At 50.1% G+C, this 14,974-nt stretch carries 16 protein-coding genes; 2 read left to right on the top strand and 14 right to left on the bottom strand.

From position 1 onward, the window contains the following. Nucleotides 1-109: 109 nt before the first annotated feature. The 8 genes from BMW55_RS11550 to BMW55_RS11520 form a co-directional block, all read right to left on the bottom strand. The gene (locus BMW55_RS11550; RefSeq protein WP_089969297.1) at nt 110-472 is read right to left on the bottom strand and encodes a Na-translocating system protein MpsC family protein; all 363 of its coding nucleotides are present in this window, start codon (nt 470-472) and stop codon (nt 110-112) included. A 631-nt stretch (nt 473-1,103) separates the two neighbouring features. Continuing rightward, the gene (locus tag BMW55_RS11545) at nt 1,104-1,286 is read right to left on the bottom strand and encodes an H-type small acid-soluble spore protein (protein WP_089969294.1); all 183 of its coding nucleotides are present in this window, start codon (nt 1,284-1,286) and stop codon (nt 1,104-1,106) included. 81 nt (nt 1,287-1,367) lie between these two features. Continuing rightward, entirely contained in the window at nt 1,368-1,880 is a 513-nt protein-coding gene (locus tag BMW55_RS11540; protein WP_089969290.1) for an adenine phosphoribosyltransferase, read from the bottom strand. Further along, nucleotides 1,819-4,236, bottom strand: coding sequence for a single-stranded-DNA-specific exonuclease RecJ (gene recJ / locus BMW55_RS11535; protein ID WP_089969287.1), 2,418 nt, complete (start codon nt 4,234-4,236; stop codon nt 1,819-1,821). The genes BMW55_RS11540 and recJ overlap by 62 nt, the downstream gene beginning before the upstream one ends. A 69-nt stretch (nt 4,237-4,305) precedes the next feature. Next, entirely contained in the window at nt 4,306-5,205 is a 900-nt protein-coding gene (locus tag BMW55_RS11530; protein ID WP_089969284.1) for a cation diffusion facilitator family transporter, read from the bottom strand. 75 nt (nt 5,206-5,280) lie between these two features. Next, nucleotides 5,281-6,192 (bottom strand): protein translocase subunit SecF, encoded by a 912-nt coding sequence (gene secF, locus BMW55_RS19445; RefSeq protein ID WP_170839899.1) that lies wholly within the window; start codon nt 6,190-6,192, stop codon nt 5,281-5,283. Beyond that, complete coding sequence (secD, locus tag BMW55_RS19440; protein WP_170839898.1) at nt 6,182-7,417, bottom strand: protein translocase subunit SecD; 1,236 nt, start codon at nt 7,415-7,417, stop codon at nt 6,182-6,184. Before secD ends, secF begins: the two co-directional genes overlap by 11 nt. Before the next feature lie 196 nt (nt 7,418-7,613). Then, nucleotides 7,614-7,898, bottom strand: a complete 285-nt coding sequence (locus BMW55_RS11520) for a post-transcriptional regulator (RefSeq protein WP_170839897.1) — start codon at nt 7,896-7,898, stop codon at nt 7,614-7,616. A gap of 193 nt (nt 7,899-8,091) precedes the next feature. Here BMW55_RS11520 and spoVB point away from each other — a divergent pair, with 193 nt between their 5' ends. Beyond that, nucleotides 8,092-9,681, top strand: coding sequence for a stage V sporulation protein B (gene spoVB, locus BMW55_RS11515; protein ID WP_089969281.1), 1,590 nt, complete (start codon nt 8,092-8,094; stop codon nt 9,679-9,681). On the opposite strand, the gene BMW55_RS11510 is transcribed toward spoVB, so the two are convergent. Continuing rightward, nucleotides 9,678-10,379: a DUF421 domain-containing protein gene (locus BMW55_RS11510; RefSeq protein ID WP_244527546.1), complete on the bottom strand. Its 702-nt coding sequence runs from the start codon at nt 10,377-10,379 to the stop codon at nt 9,678-9,680. The two genes, spoVB and BMW55_RS11510, sit on opposite strands and share 4 nt — an antisense overlap. Nucleotides 10,380-10,510: 131 nt before the next feature. Between BMW55_RS11510 and BMW55_RS11505 the strand changes: the two genes are divergently transcribed. Beyond that, nucleotides 10,511-10,909: a TIGR04086 family membrane protein gene (locus BMW55_RS11505; RefSeq protein ID WP_244527545.1), complete on the top strand. Its 399-nt coding sequence runs from the start codon at nt 10,511-10,513 to the stop codon at nt 10,907-10,909. Between the two features lie 138 nt (nt 10,910-11,047). Here BMW55_RS11505 and yajC read toward each other — a convergent pair whose 3' ends face one another. The 5 genes from yajC to ruvB form a co-directional block, all read right to left on the bottom strand. After that, complete coding sequence (gene yajC, locus BMW55_RS11500) at nt 11,048-11,389, bottom strand: preprotein translocase subunit YajC (RefSeq protein ID WP_089969272.1); 342 nt, start codon at nt 11,387-11,389, stop codon at nt 11,048-11,050. Nucleotides 11,390-11,430: 41 nt separating this feature from the next. Then, entirely contained in the window at nt 11,431-12,567 is a 1,137-nt protein-coding gene (gene tgt, locus BMW55_RS11495; RefSeq protein WP_089969268.1) for a tRNA guanosine(34) transglycosylase Tgt, read from the bottom strand. A gap of 106 nt (nt 12,568-12,673) precedes the next feature. Then, nucleotides 12,674-13,708 (bottom strand): tRNA preQ1(34) S-adenosylmethionine ribosyltransferase-isomerase QueA, encoded by a 1,035-nt coding sequence (queA, locus tag BMW55_RS11490; protein WP_089969265.1) that lies wholly within the window; start codon nt 13,706-13,708, stop codon nt 12,674-12,676. Nucleotides 13,709-13,752: 44 nt separating this feature from the next. Continuing rightward, on the bottom strand, nt 13,753-13,971 hold the full coding sequence (locus BMW55_RS11485; protein ID WP_089969260.1) for a DUF2905 domain-containing protein: 219 nt from the start codon (nt 13,969-13,971) through the stop codon (nt 13,753-13,755). Next, nucleotides 13,968-14,966 carry a Holliday junction branch migration DNA helicase RuvB gene (gene ruvB / locus BMW55_RS11480; RefSeq protein ID WP_089969258.1) on the bottom strand — a complete coding sequence of 333 codons (999 nt, stop codon included), beginning with the start codon at nt 14,964-14,966 and terminating at the stop codon, nt 13,968-13,970. Before ruvB ends, BMW55_RS11485 begins: the two co-directional genes overlap by 4 nt. Nucleotides 14,967-14,974 lie beyond the last annotated feature (8 nt).

Raw genomic sequence — 14,974 nt, 5'->3', positions numbered from 1 at the left:
AAAAACCCGACAATTTTCAGAATTGATCGGCATGAAAGCCTCAATACTGAAAGTTGTCGGGTTATCTCCAACTAACCATATAAGGTTTTTTGGAAGATCTCCCTTTTTATTAAGACATAAGCTTTTTCTCTAAATTAGCAGCTAATCTAAAGACCATAATTCGTTCCCCGGTTTTTGTGCTGATATCCGTATGAAATGTGATTACTTCTTCACCAGTTAGGTCCCTAATGATTTTATCTAATTCATCCCGACCTGATTCCACCAAATCAGAACGAATTCTCTTTATGGACGATCTTCCTTCTGTTGTTTCACATAATTTATATTCAGAAGGAGTTAATATTCCCTTCAAGGTAACAACTACCATGTCCCGAAGGATATCGGTCTTTACCATAACTGATCCGCGACCCAGATACTCCTTTTCCCATCGCGTCAATGCTTTGCTGATTTCTGCTTCTAATTGGCCCTTTGTCATAGTCTCTCTCCTAACAATAAATCGGTATACAATATAACAACCTATAGTTATATTGTATACCGATTTATTTTCAATCTAACTACAAAGCCTCTGATTGTATTTTCACTGGAACAATGGATCATTATCCCAAGTGCTAATACAATTTTCTTTGTAGTTATATTGATAATCTATCGTAGCCTTCATACTGTACATACATTTTACCTTGAAGCTGTTTGATTGTCAAACTGATTACCCAAAAAGGGGCGAAGGGAGCATCGGCCGATTTTGCCGCCAATCGGTCCACTCAAGTCATTTGGTGTTTTTACAGGAAATTCGGGAATGACACGTATAACGTGGAAACAAACATCAGAGAGATTCAAGATCCCTAATCAAAAACAAATAAAAGTGCAAAAGATAGTCATGTTTGCCAGAGCGATAAAATCACCCCTCCCTCGCCCGACGCTCGCTCTCATCTGTAGCTAAAGCTAAGGGTTTTCTCGCTCGAAAAAGATAGAACAACCAACGTTTTCATCCGAGAAATTCGATTGGAAGGAAATTGGATGGATTCTGTCAGGCAATAAAGCGGCAGGTTGGACAATGAGCAAAGAAAAAAGAGATACCCGAATGCGAGTACCTCTTCAACGGTGGATGATTATCTCTGTTCCTCCAGCTCCCTGACCGGAACTTTCTTATGGTCGTCCGGATTGTTTTCGGGATATACCCAAGCCGTTTGGTTCCCATCATCAACCGCTTCGATCCAGACCGGAACCCCCTGGTGAAAAACCTTTACCTTTTCCGGTGATTCCACAATCTGGTTTGCACGTGATAAATCCATCCGTATTTCCTCCCTTTTACCAGGTTTGTCTATAGATTGTGTAAAGGGAGGAAGGTTATACGAAAGGATGGTAACCGGACTTTAATATTGAACCAGCGAGATGATTTCCAGATCTTTCAATTTTTCGCGGCCGTTCAAGTACGACAACTCGATGAGAAAAGCAGCTGCCACCGGTTCTCCCCCTAATTGTTTCACCAGATCGAGGGTAGCCGAAATCGTGCCCCCGGTAGCCAGGAGATCATCGGCGATCAGCACTTTTTGGCCCGCCTGGATGGCGTCTTTGTGCATCGCCAGGGCATCCTTCCCGTATTCCAAACTGTAACTTGTTTCAATGGTTTCCGCTGGCAATTTGCCGGACTTTCGTACCGGGACAAACCCTACTCCCAGTGCGTAGGCAAGCGGAGCTCCCACGACAAAGCCGCGCGCTTCGGGGCCGACCACCAGATCGATCTCCTTGTCTTTCAGATAACCCACCAATTCATCGATCGCCTTTTTGTACGCCGCCCCGTCTTTCAACAGGGTGGTAATGTCCTTAAAACGAATCCCCGGTTGCGGAAAGTCTGGAATCACCCGAATCTTCTCTTTGAAGTCCATCACTTTTTCCTCCTATGTTCCATTTAACAGCCATATGGGCATATAAATAATCGCATAATTCCCGATAAGATGAGTACACCAGTTTTTGCAGCACTTGCTCTCCGGCAAGCTGGCGCTGATATAATGCCGATTCCGTCAACGCTCTTTTCACAGGATCCGGATTGACATGAATCCAATCCTGTTCGATCCTTAAAAACCCCAATTCTTCAAACACTTGAATCATAAAGGAAAGCACTCGTTTTTGCAATCCCGTTTTCCGCATTAAAGCCGGCATATGTTTCGATATGGAAATGGGCCCTTTTCCTCTGAGGGTTTGGTACAAAACTTTAAATTGATCCCGGCTCGGGGCTTTGACCAGCATATCATCAAAGGGAGCATCACCGAAAATAAAATAGAGGCGTTCCGCTTCCCGGCAAAACTGAAGTCCCCGGCAAAATAATTCCAGCGACGGAGGAGGATCGACGAAGATCACATGTTTGGCTGTTTTCGCCTGCTCCCAGCCGTTTTCGGGTAAGTCTTCCCAGATCGCTATTCGTTCGGGCGCTTTTTCCCGGATGATCGGCTGCTCTACAGACGATTTTGTGCAAATGAAGAGACCATGTTCATCGATCGCCGCCAACCGTTCCGGCTGTACACGATTGCTTCGCCAATCAAAGATTTGCAGATGGGGAATGGCCATATCGCGGATCAACAGCTGCGGGGTGCATTTACCGTTCCATTCGTTCATCTGCAGTTCGCCGAGCAGTTCCACCTGGGCATGCGGCGTCATTTCTTCAGCCAGGCCGCCCAGCCGGAAGCCGACCGCTTCCAATTGTCTTTGCCCGGACTCCAGGTACAGCTTCAGATGATTGCTTTGCTGTCCCATCAACTGTACACGATTCACCCGTGCACCGCGGACAATAAACAGAGGTGTCGGGTTGCCCATCCCGTACGGAGCCAAGGATTGTAACTGATCGATCAACACCGGGTCCACGTTGTCAAGAGTTAATTCGCCGTCCGCCACCGACAGGGGAATGTAATCTTCCGGTGTGAGCCACTCTTTTGCCAGCCGGGTCAGCCGGTCATGCAATCGGGACAAATCTCCGGCGGGCAAAGTCATCCCCGCTGCCATCGAGTGACCGCCGTAGTGGGGAAGCAAGTCCTGACATGCCGTCAACGCTTTGTATATATCAAAGCCGGGAATACTGCGGGCAGAACCTTTCGCCATCCCTTTTTCTTCATCGATGCCCAGCACGAGCACAGGGCGGTAATATTTTTCCACCAAGCGCGAGGCGACGATCCCAACCACGCCCACATTCCATCCGGGTTTCGCCACGACGATGACATAGCGGTGCCGCTCCGGCTGGGATTCCACTTCATGGACGGCCTCTTCTGTCATCTCTTCCACCAATTGCTGCCGCTCGCGGTTCATGTGATCCAATTCTTCCGCCATCGCAAGCGCTTGCTCGGTATCGGTGGTGATCATCAACTCAACCGCCAGATTGGCGGAGTCCAGGCGGCCGCTCGCGTTTATCCTCGGTCCTAGCGCAAATCCGACATGGCCGGCAGACACTTCCTGTTCGATTCCGGCAGTCTGAAGCAAGGCGGAGATGCCAACATGCTCCCGTAAATTCATCCGCTTTAACCCATATGTAGCAAAGATGCGGTTTTCATCGACTAACGGCACCAGATCGGCAATAGTGCCAAGGGCGACAATCTCCAGCAGCTCCTCGGGCACCCTGCCCAAAACGGCTGTCGCCAGCTTAAATGCGACTCCCACTCCGGCCAGCATATCGAAGGGGTAGGGGCAACCCGGCTTTTTCGGGTTAATGACCGCCAGCGCATCCGGCAATATTTCCGGGGGTTCATGGTGATCAGTGATAATCAGATCCAACCCCATCTGTCGGGCAAACTGCGCTTCCTCCACCGCGCTGATTCCCGTATCGACGGAAATAATCAGTTGATAGCCCCGGTCTTTAGCCAGCCGCAATGCCTCGTTGTTTATGCCGTAACCTTCGCGAAAGCGATGGGGAATATAATAATCTACATCCGCCCCCAGCCCCCGAAACACGTGCATCAACAAACTGGTGCTGCTGACGCCGTCCGCGTCATAATCGCCATAAATCAATATCTTCTCCTTTTGGTCGAGGGCTCTTTGGATCCGCTCGACGGCTTCCCGCATCCCGTCCAGCAAAAACGGATCGTGAAGATCATCCAGCTTGGGAAAGAGAAAACGTTCCGCTTGTTCAGGGTTTTGAATTCCCCGCCGTATCAGCATACCGGCAAGGATCGGGTGGATTTCCAGCTTCCCGGCCAACTGTCCGCACAGATCCGGGTCCACCTCCGCCGCTTGCCAGCGTGTCTTGGAACGCAACATCAGCCGTTCACCTCACTTTGCGCTTTTTCATTATAGCAAAGAAGGAACGGCTCATCATCCAAAACAAAATCAGTCCGGGTTGGGACTATATGGATTGACATGCACCAGCACATTGGATACATGGGGAAAAGTGTCCATCAGCACCTGTTTGACCCGCTTTCCGATCTGGTGCCCCTCCTCGACTGTGATACGGGGTTCGACCGCGATTTTGATATCGACGATCACATAATGGCCGTGATGCCTGGCCAACAGTTCATCCACCTTCTGGACACCCTCCACCCGGGAAGCGGCTATCAATAATTCTTTTGATTCTTCTTCATCCAATACCCGATCCATGGCATTGCGGATCGATTCTCCCGCCAGTCGGTAGGCCATGTACAGGACGAAAACAGAGACACCCAGACCGGCGAGGGGATCTAAATAAATGAGCCATGGAACATCGAAATACTCTCCGGCAATCGCACCCAGGATCCCCAAGAGCGCCGCCAGGGTGGAAAATACATCGGACCGGTGATCCCAGGCGTTGGCAATGATCGCATCGCTGCCCAGCTTTTTTCCCAAACGATATGTATAGCGGTATAAAATCTCCTTGGTCAGCATGGAGAAGATGGCCGCCGCAGCCGCAATCCATCCCGGGGCTGTTACCGGCTCAAAAAATGCACGAAAAGAACTGTAACCCACCTCCAGCCCCACCCCGGCGATTAACACTGCCACCACAATGGCGGCGATGGTTTCCGCTTTGCCGTGCCCGTAGGGATGCTCTTCATCCGGGGGGGTATGAGCCACGCGAACCCCGAACAGGACCGCAACAGAACCGGCCACATCCGTAGCCGAATTGGCCGCATCGGCGATCAGCGCCCGGCTGCCTGACACGTAACCCGCCACTCCTTTCACAATGGCCAAACCCGCATTGGCGAGAATCCCCAGCCACGCTCCCCGCTGCAATTCTTTTAACCGTGTCTCATTCATGCCCTCAACCTCCAAAAGATGGGCCGCGGAAAATCCGCGGCCTTCAAATGAAAGTTTACGTATATGGGCGACAAACTATTCAGCAGCCAATTTGTCACCTGCTTTTTCTTTTTGCATGGAACGCCATTTCCAGCTTACCCAGATTTGGCTGGCGACAAAGATGGAAGAATAGGCTCCGGAGATCAAACCGAACAAAAGAGCCAATGAGAAATTGCTGATGCTTTCTCCCCCCAGCAGCCAGAGGGCAAAAGCGGCAAACACGACGGTCAAAACGGTATTGATCGAACGGGTTAATGTCTGATGGATGCTGTCATTGACCACTTTGGAAAGTTCTTCCCACTTGGTCGGTTTCACGATGTTCAAGTTTTCGCGAATCCGGTCAAAAATAACAATGGTATCGTTCACCGAGTATCCCACAATGGTAAGGATCGCGGCAATAAATACAATATCCACTTCCAATTGTAAAATGGAAAACATTCCGACCGTAAAGATCGCATCATAAAACAGGGCGAGAATGGCCGCAACGGCAAAGCGGTATTCAAAACGAAGGGTTACATAGATGATGATCCCGATCGAAGCGATCAACACGGAGATGATCGCGTTTTTCGCCAACTCCCGGCCGATGATGGGATCGACCACCTGTTCTTGTACATTGACTTTGGTATGGAATACACTTCCCAGTTTCTGAGAAATTTTCTCTTTTTCCTGCAGGGTGATCTCTTTATCCAAGCGAAAAATCAGGATATTTTTATTCGGTCCCCCGACCCGGGCATTGGGGTTTTCATATCCGAGGCCTTCCAACTCCTGCTTGGCTTTGGCCAAGTCAACCGGTTTATCCATTGAGATATCCAAACGGGTTCCGCTGACGAAATCGATCCCCAGATTCAATCCCTGGATGAGCAGGGAACCGACGGATAAAGCAACGATGACCAGTGTGATGATAAAGTAAATTTTTCGATTCTCCACAAAATCGATCTTATAGGTCACTGATCTCATCCTCTCTCACGCTAAAGAGACCGGGGCTTTTTAGAATGTTGGATCGGACTAACAAGTTGATCAAAATCCTGGAGAGAGCAACAGCGGTCAGAAAGCTGACAATAATCCCGATGACCAGCGATACGGAAAATCCTTTCACACTGGATGTTCCGTAGGCGAAGAGAACGGCAGCGGCGATGATGGTGGTGATATTACTGTCGAAGATGGTCAGGAAAGAGCGCTTGGAACCAGCTCTCACTGCGGCCGGAATGCTTCTTCCCACACGCAGCTCTTCGCGGATCCGTTCATTCATGATGATGTTGGCATCTACCGCCATCCCGATTCCGAGGATAAAGGCGGCGATTCCCGGAAGGGTTAACGTGACGTCCATGAGCATAAAGGTCAGCAGAACCAAGTAGGAATAAGCGATCAGCGTGATGACGGCGATCAATCCGGGCAAACGGTAGTAACCGATAACAAAGATAAAAATGGCAAGCACCGCATACAGGCCGGCAATTAAACTCTCCCGAAGCGAATCGGCTCCCAGGCTTGCATCAACGGCAAAACTCGATTTTTCCTCCAATTTGACGGGGATGGCTCCCGCATTTAAGAGGTCAGCCAATTCCTGCGCCTCTTCCACCGTCCGTTGTCCGGTAATCTGTGCCTCCCCACCCGTGATGACACTTTGGATGACCGGTGCGCTTAACTGGTTTTCATCCAGATAGATCGGCATCGGTTGACCCAGATATTTTCTCGTCACATCCGCCAATTTGTCCGCATTTTTCATTTGCAGCGTGACGATCGGCTGGTTGGTTTGCGGATCAAAATCCACTTTGGCGCCGTTTTGTTTCAAATCTTTTCCGTCAATCAATACTTTTTTCCCCGTCGGGTCGCGGAAAGTAAGGTGAGCCTCTTTTCCCAGCAGTTCTCTCGCTTTTTTCTGATCCTGCACTCCCGCTAATTGCACGCGAATCCGGTTGGTTCCTTCCACGGTAATTTCGGGTTCGGACACTCCCAACACGTTGACGCGTCGTTCAATGGCCGCGGCGGCATCTTTCATAATTTGCGCATTTACTTTTTGTCCAGGTTCCGCCTGGTAAAGGACTTCGAATCCGCCTTGCAAGTCCAGTCCTTTGGTAATATTGTTCCATATATTTCCAGTGGTTGTGCAAACAATTGCGAGTATGGCAACCACCAGGAAGGAAAAAACGGCTAACCTTCCTTTACGTACCTTCATTCTCTCGCTCCTCCTTCAGACTGCAAAGAACACCATGACTATAATTATCCCAACTGGGACAAGCAATGTCAATGAAGGGCAGGAGTAACACGGTCATGGTTCCTCTTTCATTTTGCCGAGCAAGACCGGATCAAAAAAGACCCGGCCCTTTTACCCGATGAGGAAAAAGGCCGGGTCTGAAACTGTCAAGCGGCTTTTACTCCTTATACACGGACAGCATCAACCAATTCATAAAGCGGTTGGCTTTCAGGGACATAATATCATTGACCAAACGATTGAGCCGTGGCCATCCCCTGCGATAGTTCTCGGAAACGCACGCCCAGATTTGTTCACCGGTGACATTTTCATATCCGTACATCCGGAACTCTTCCGCTTTGCTGTTGCACAAATCTTCGATGCACTGCATGAGTTCATGTTCACGCAAAAGTTCAACCTGATTCTGTTTGGAACGGTTGACAGGTTTTAATGGACTGTGTCTCATCCTGCTGTTCCTCCTCGTTCGGATTCCGTCGTCTGTAAAAAACATGATTCGACATTTTTCTGCTGAATCCTACTCTTATCTGTTTTTTTGTGAAGATCCCGGGTTGAAGAACAGAGCCAATTTCTTTTGTCATGTCTTTGCGGGACAAGGCATAAGTTGATAACAATTCGGTTTATAAAAGGGGGATCGGGATTTGAGCAAACAAGGTTTTCTTTACGGCACCCTCGTATTGGCCGGTGCGGGATTTATTACTAAAGTGCTGGGCTTTATTTATCGGATTGCTCTTTCCCGAATCATCGGAGATGAAGGAATGGGTTTGTTTCAAATGGCGTTCCCCATCCTGATTTTTACCATCGTGATTACAACGGCCGGTTTACCTGTAGCCATTTCCAAGCTCGTTTCCGAGGCCGAAGTGAAGAATGAAGAGCACCGGATTCGTTCGATTCTTATTGTCTCCATCTTGATCGTCGTCATCACCAGTGCAGTCATTACCAGCGTAGTCCTGCTTGGCGCGCCGATCATCGCCCATACCCTGCTAACGGATGAACGGGCGATTTACTCCCTGTTTGCCATCGCGCCGATGATCCCGATCATCGCCATTTCATCCATTCTCCGCGGCTATTTTCAGGGACGGCAACATATGAACCCGTATGCCCTCTCCACGATCATCGAACAACTGGTCCGCATTTTTACCGTCCTTCTCTTGGCTCAGTACCTGCTTCCTTACGGCATTGAGTATGCGGCAGCCGGGGCGATGATCGGAATGGTGATCGGGGAGTTTGCCGGTCTGATGTTTCTTTTTCATTCTTTTAAAAAAGATCCGAAACGCCCCCGACTCCGCAATCAGTCTCAAAGGGAGCACAAAAGAAAGGCGGGACCTTTCTGGAATCGGTTCAAATGCACGCTGCGCGATCTGCTCAGGATTGCCATTCCCGTGTCCGCCAGCCGGATGGTAGGCTCTCTCTCCTATGCGATCGAGCCGATTGTGGTCTCGCAAAGTTTGGCCCTTGCCGGCATTGCCGCCACTACGGCGACCGCCCTGTACGGGCGTCTGGAAGGAATGGCTTTGCCGCTGGTCTTCTTTCCTTCATTTATCGCTTATTCCATTTCCGTTTCGCTCGTCCCGGCGATCAGCGAAGCGGCTGCACAAAAAAACGCCCTGTTGGTCGGATACCGATTCCAGCAAGCGCTTCGCCTGTCATTGATCGTATGTGCCCCTTGTTCGCTCATCATGTTTATGCTGGCTGAACCGTTATCTGTCCTATTATACCATCAAATTGAAGTGGCCCGGCTGATGCAGATCATTGCCCCGTTTGCTATTCTGGCTTACTTGCAAGGACCGTTTGCTTCCGTCCTGCAAGGCTTGGATCAGGCGCAGGTGGCGATGCGCAATTCCATCGTGGGTGCCGTGGTGAAAACAGGAATGATCTTTTTACTGGCCTCCCGCCCTGAACTTGGCATCGACGGTGTGGCGTTGGCCATTAACTGCGGAATTACCATTGTAACCGTCCTGCATTTTATCAGCATCGCAAAAATCGTTCCGGTTTCGATTGATCTGAGGGAACTGTTCAAACTGGGGATCGCGCTTCTCCTGATGGGTTTCACAGCGGACCAGTTTTTAGCACAGGATCATCTTCCGCTGTTATCCCGATCCTTGCTCACTCTGACCGCAAGTCTCTGTGTATATCTGGCTTGCCTGGTTTTCCTTTCACTTATTCGCAAGGATGATGTCAAACGCATCCCTTATGTCGGAAAATGGATGTCCCAGCTGCTCTCCCGCTAGTGTTTTTTGTCGGGATCTTTGCGATCAATATATAGTGTACCTTCGTAATTTAAACTTGCAAAGTAGATCTCTTTGAAATCTTTGTAGCCTTGTTTTTGAATTTCATTCTTCAACCAGAAACGGGTCTGTCCGATCTTGTCCAATCCATCATCCTGTACCTTTCCCTCAATAATCAAGGGAACCGGCATTTCAAAATGGCGGAGTGAATGTTTGGAGCGCACGTCTTCTTTCATAGCGGGACGCTTTTCTTCCTTGGGAAATATACTCAATTTCCCGGTCGGCTCCAAAATGGCAAATTCCACATCGGACACATCCGGAATATCTTTCTCCCTGAGCTGCATGAGTAAATCATCGACACTGTACCGGGATTTGGCCATCGCGGCATCTTGAATTTGCCCGTCTTTAATCAGTACGGTCGGTTCTCCTTCCACGAGGTGTCGTACCCTTCTGCTTTTTAGCGAAATATAGGCGATTATCATCTGGAGGGCCACAAGGGTCAAAATGGGGATAATCGCTCTTGTGAGGGGAATGGCAGTCTCTTCAAGGACAATGGCCGAGATGTCCGCAATCATAAATGATACGATCAAATCGAAAATGGACAGCTTGCCGATTTCCCGTTTGCCCATGACCCGCATCATCAAGAGAATAAAAAAGTAGATAAAAAGCGTACGCAAAAAGACCGTCCACAATTCTTGCACCTTGCTCCCTCCTTTCCTGCCGGTATCCATATTTTGACCAAAGACCCTTGTTTTATGAACGGGTCAAGCGGTGAATAAATTCCAACTCCGACTCATAACATGTACCAATCATGTGCGGAGGTGAACTCAAGGTGCAAGAAAAAGAATTCTTCCTCGGCTCTGTTCAAAGGGGATGGCGCTCCCCCTGGGTGGCGGGCCAAATCTCCATCTGGGGAGTCGTTCTCGTCTGTTCTTTTATTACTGCTCTCATGATGAAATTCACTTCGCTCGGGTCTTCCCAGCTACCCGCCATCTCCTACGCAATCAATGCGCTCGCTCTCCTGCTCGGAGGTTTTATCTCCGGCCGCAAAGCGGGTCAAAGAGGATGGTATTACGGTGGATTACAAGGGTTGATCTATGCGGTGATACTCGTATTGATCAGCTTCCTCGCCTATGATTCGCCAATGATGATCAATCCTCTGGTATTTGTGATCTGCGCTTTCTTCGCAAGTGCACTGGGAGGAATTTTCGGGGTAAATACCAAAAAATAAAAACCCAAAAGATCGAAAAACTTCGGAAAATGAACCGAAGTTTTTTTCTTAGTGCAACAACAGGTTGAAACGGGGAGAGAACAAAAAAAGAAGACCCTCAATAGGTTCTTATCAAGGGTCTGTTCAGGGTGCACGCGATTACTTGCTTTCGCTTGCCTCTTTCTGTTCTTCTTTTTTCTCTTCTTTCTTTTGTTCCGCTTTCGGAGTTGTCGTCTCATCTGCGTTGGTCACGGCGTTGATCGCTGAGCGCTCAAAGACCAACCGCGTGTTGTCGCTCACCTTCAGGGTGACGCGGTCTTCGGTCAGATCGACGATGGAACCGTGAAGTCCGCCGATCGTGATCACTTTATCCCCTTTTTTCAGCGCATTCAGCATTTGCGTGCGCTCTTTCTGCCGCTTTTGCTGCGGGCGGATCAAAAAGAAATAGAAAGCGACGAAAATCAAGATCATCGGGAGCAAACCCATCAATTGTTGTTGCATGATCCAGTCAGCCTCCTTTTCGGGTTGAAAAATAACGTTTTTTAAAACGCGGTTTGCGGATGGGTGGAGCCGTAATACTGGCTCATAAACTCATCACGGAAGGTGAGCAGCCGGTCTTCCATGATCGCCTGCCGCACTTTTTCCATCAAACGGAGCAGGAAATACAGGTTGTGGTAAGAGGTCAGGCGGAGTCCGAAGATCTCATCCGCTTTGATGAGATGCCGCAGATATGCGCGCGAATAGTTCCGGCAAGTATAGCAGTCACAGTTTGGATCAAGCGGCGAAAAATCACGCGCATATTTGGCGTTTCGCACAACCACGCGCCCCTGGCTGGTCATGGTGGTTCCGTTTCGTGCGATGCGTGTGGGGAGGACGCAGTCAAACATATCGATTCCCAATATGGCTCCTTGGATCAAGGCATCCGGAGAGCCGACTCCCATCAGATATCGCGGTTTGTCTTTGGGCAAGAGCGGTGTGGTGTACGAAAGCACCTCATACATAATCTCTTTCGGTTCCCCGACACTTAATCCTCCCACGGCATATCCGGGCAAATCCAGGTCAACAAGTTGACGGGCGCTCTCCTCGCGGAGATCCCGGTACATTCCTCCTTGGACAATGCCAAACAAGGCTTGGTCACCCGGTCTTTGATGAGCGGATATGCATCTTTTCAGCCAGCGGTATGTACGCTCGGCAGATGCCTTCACATAATCCCGTTCCGCCGGATACGGGGGGCACTCGTCAAAGGCCATGATAATATCGGCTCCGAGTGCATTTTGGATCTCCATCGCTTTTTCCGGGCTGATAAATAGCTTCTCCCCGCTTAAGTGTGATCGAAAGGAGACCCCCTCTTCCGTGATGTTGCGCAGCTGGCTCAGGGAAAATACCTGAAAGCCGCCGCTGTCAGTCAAAATGGCCCGGTCCCAATTCATGAAAGTGTGAAGACCGCCGGCTTCTTTGACGATTTCGTGTCCGGGACGCAAAAAAAGATGATAGGTATTGCTGAGGATAATCTGGCTCCCCATCTCTTTCAATTCTTCCGGACTCATCGCCTTCACCGTCGCCTGGGTCCCGACCGGCATGAATATGGGAGTATCAATCGTCCCATGAGGTGTATGTAAACGCCCCAAACGGGCACCAGACTGCTTGCATTCTTTGATGAGTTCATAACGAACAGGCAATGATGGTTCCTCCCGCATGTTATCCATTATATCGAAACAATCAGTCCCCTGCTATCCCATTATAGATAGGAACAAGTCCCGGGACAAGTTTTTCACATATTTTTTGCTAGATGATCAGCATGGCATCACCAAAACTGAAAAAGCGATATCTCTCCCTGACCGCTTCCTGGTATGCTGCCAGGATGTGTTCCCGGGAGGCAAACGCGCTCACCAGCATCAAGAGCGTTGACTTGGGCAAGTGGAAGTTGGTGATCAGCCCATCCACTGCCCGGAAGGTGTAACCGGGATAGATAAAAATATCGGTCCAACCGCTCGAAGCCCTGATCTCGCCGTCAAATTGGTTGGCCACCGTTTCCAGAGTTCGGACGGAAGTAGTCCCGACTGCGATCACCCGGCCCCCTCGTTCTTTGGCCCGACGGATGATCCCGGCCGTCTCCTCTCCCACTTCATAGTACTCGGCATGCATTTGGTGTTCTTCCACGTGTTCCACCGTGACCGGCCGGAAGGTTCCCAAGCCCACATGCAGGGTGATAAAAGCCGTCTCCACTCCTTTTTGCCTGATTCTCTCCAACAATTCCTCCGTAAAATGCAGCCCGGCCGTTGGGGCGGCCGCAGAGCCGACAACTCTGGAAAAAACCGTCTGGTAGCGCTCCGGGTCATCCAGCTGCTCGTGGATGTAGGGCGGAAGGGGCATTTGTCCCAATTGTTCAAACAGTTTTTCCACATCGTCAGCCTCATATTCAAGGCGAAACACTCTTCCCCCCGCCACTTCGGTCTGTTCTTCCGCCACCGCTTTCAATTGCCCGTCCCCAAAGAGGATCACCGTTCCCTCTTTCACCCTTTTCGCAGGTTTTACCAATGCCTCCCAGCGATCTTCCCCGAGCGGCTTCAACAATAGCAACTCAATATTGGCGCCGGTCCCTTCCTTCATCCCGATCAAACGGGCCGGACGTACACGGCTGTCATTCAAAACCAGTACATCCCCGGGCTTCAAATGCTCGAGAATTTGCGAAAAGCGGGTATGAACGACTTCACCCGTTCGACGATTCAACACCATCAACCGGGAAGCAGCGCGATCCGTTATCGGAGTCTGGGCAATCAATTCTTTGGGCAAATCAAAATCATATAATGAAACTTCCATCTCTCTCACTCCATCCGAAAAATGAAAAAGAAATCGCCCGTTTACTAGCGAAACAGGCGAAAGAGATAGCTCACCAAAGAAAGGATGATACTGATCAGAATACACGTTACGATCGGAAAATAAACTTTCATATTTTCCTTTTCAATCACAATATCACCCGGCAGCCGGCCAAGCGGGAGGAACTTTCCCCCCACTTGCCACAATAAGCCGATCACGATGAGAGCTCCACCGAGAATGATCAACAGTTTGGCAACTGGATTCATTTGGGCCACTCCACTCCAAAATGCTCACAACAACGAAGGGTTACCATCCGTCCCCGCGGCGTTCTTTCCAAAAAGCCGATCTGCATCAGATAAGGTTCGTAAACATCTTCGACGGTGTTTGTTTCTTCCCCGATGGTAGCCGCTAATGTTTCCAGACCGACCGGACCGCCGCGAAACTTTTCAATAATCGATTTTAACAGCCGATGATCCACATGATCTAACCCCAGTTTATCCACCTGGATGCGATCTAATGCGTCCCGGGCCGCTTCTCCGCTAATAAATCCGTCCCCTTCCACCTGAACGAAATCGCGAACGCGTCTCAGCAAGCGGTTGGCGACGCGCGGCGTTCCCCGGGCCCGGGAAGCGATTTCCCTCGCCCCTTCTTCATTGATCCCCACCTGGAGAATATCTGCCGCCCTCTGGACGATCAGCGTCAGCTCGTCCACGGTATAATACTCCAGCCGGCTCACCACGCCAAAACGGTCTCTCAGCGGTGAGGAGAGAGAACCGGCCCGCGTGGTTGCCCCCACCAGCGTAAACGGCGGCAGATCCAGCCGGAGCGAGCGGGCACTGGGGCCCTTCCCGATCACGATGTCCAACGCGTAATCTTCCATCGCCGGGTACAAAACTTCTTCCACCGACCGGTTGAGCCGGTGAATCTCATCGATAAACAACAAATCGTACGGCTGCAAATTGGTCAAAATGGCCGCCAGATCCCCCGGGCGTTCAATCGCCGGTCCCGAGGTAGTGCGGATATTCACGCCGAGCTCATTGGCAATGATGTGGGAGAGCGTCGTCTTTCCCAGCCCAGGCGGGCCGTACAAGAGGACATGATCCAACGCTTCCCCTCTCATTTTGGCTGCTTCTATGTAAACTTTCAAATTTTCTTTGGCTCGCTTTTGGCCGATATACTCGCTCAAATAACGAGGGCGCAGGCTGTATTCGACCATCTCGTCTTCACTGGCCATCTTGGTGGAGATGATCCGTTCTTCCATGTGCGACC

Origin of the sequence: Lihuaxuella thermophila (genome assembly GCF_900110165.1) — a bacterium.
Classification (GTDB): domain Bacteria; phylum Bacillota; class Bacilli; order Thermoactinomycetales; family Thermoactinomycetaceae; genus Lihuaxuella; species Lihuaxuella thermophila.
The sequence above is the reverse complement of the archived record's forward strand: the minus strand, read 5'-3'. Positions and strand labels throughout refer to the sequence as shown.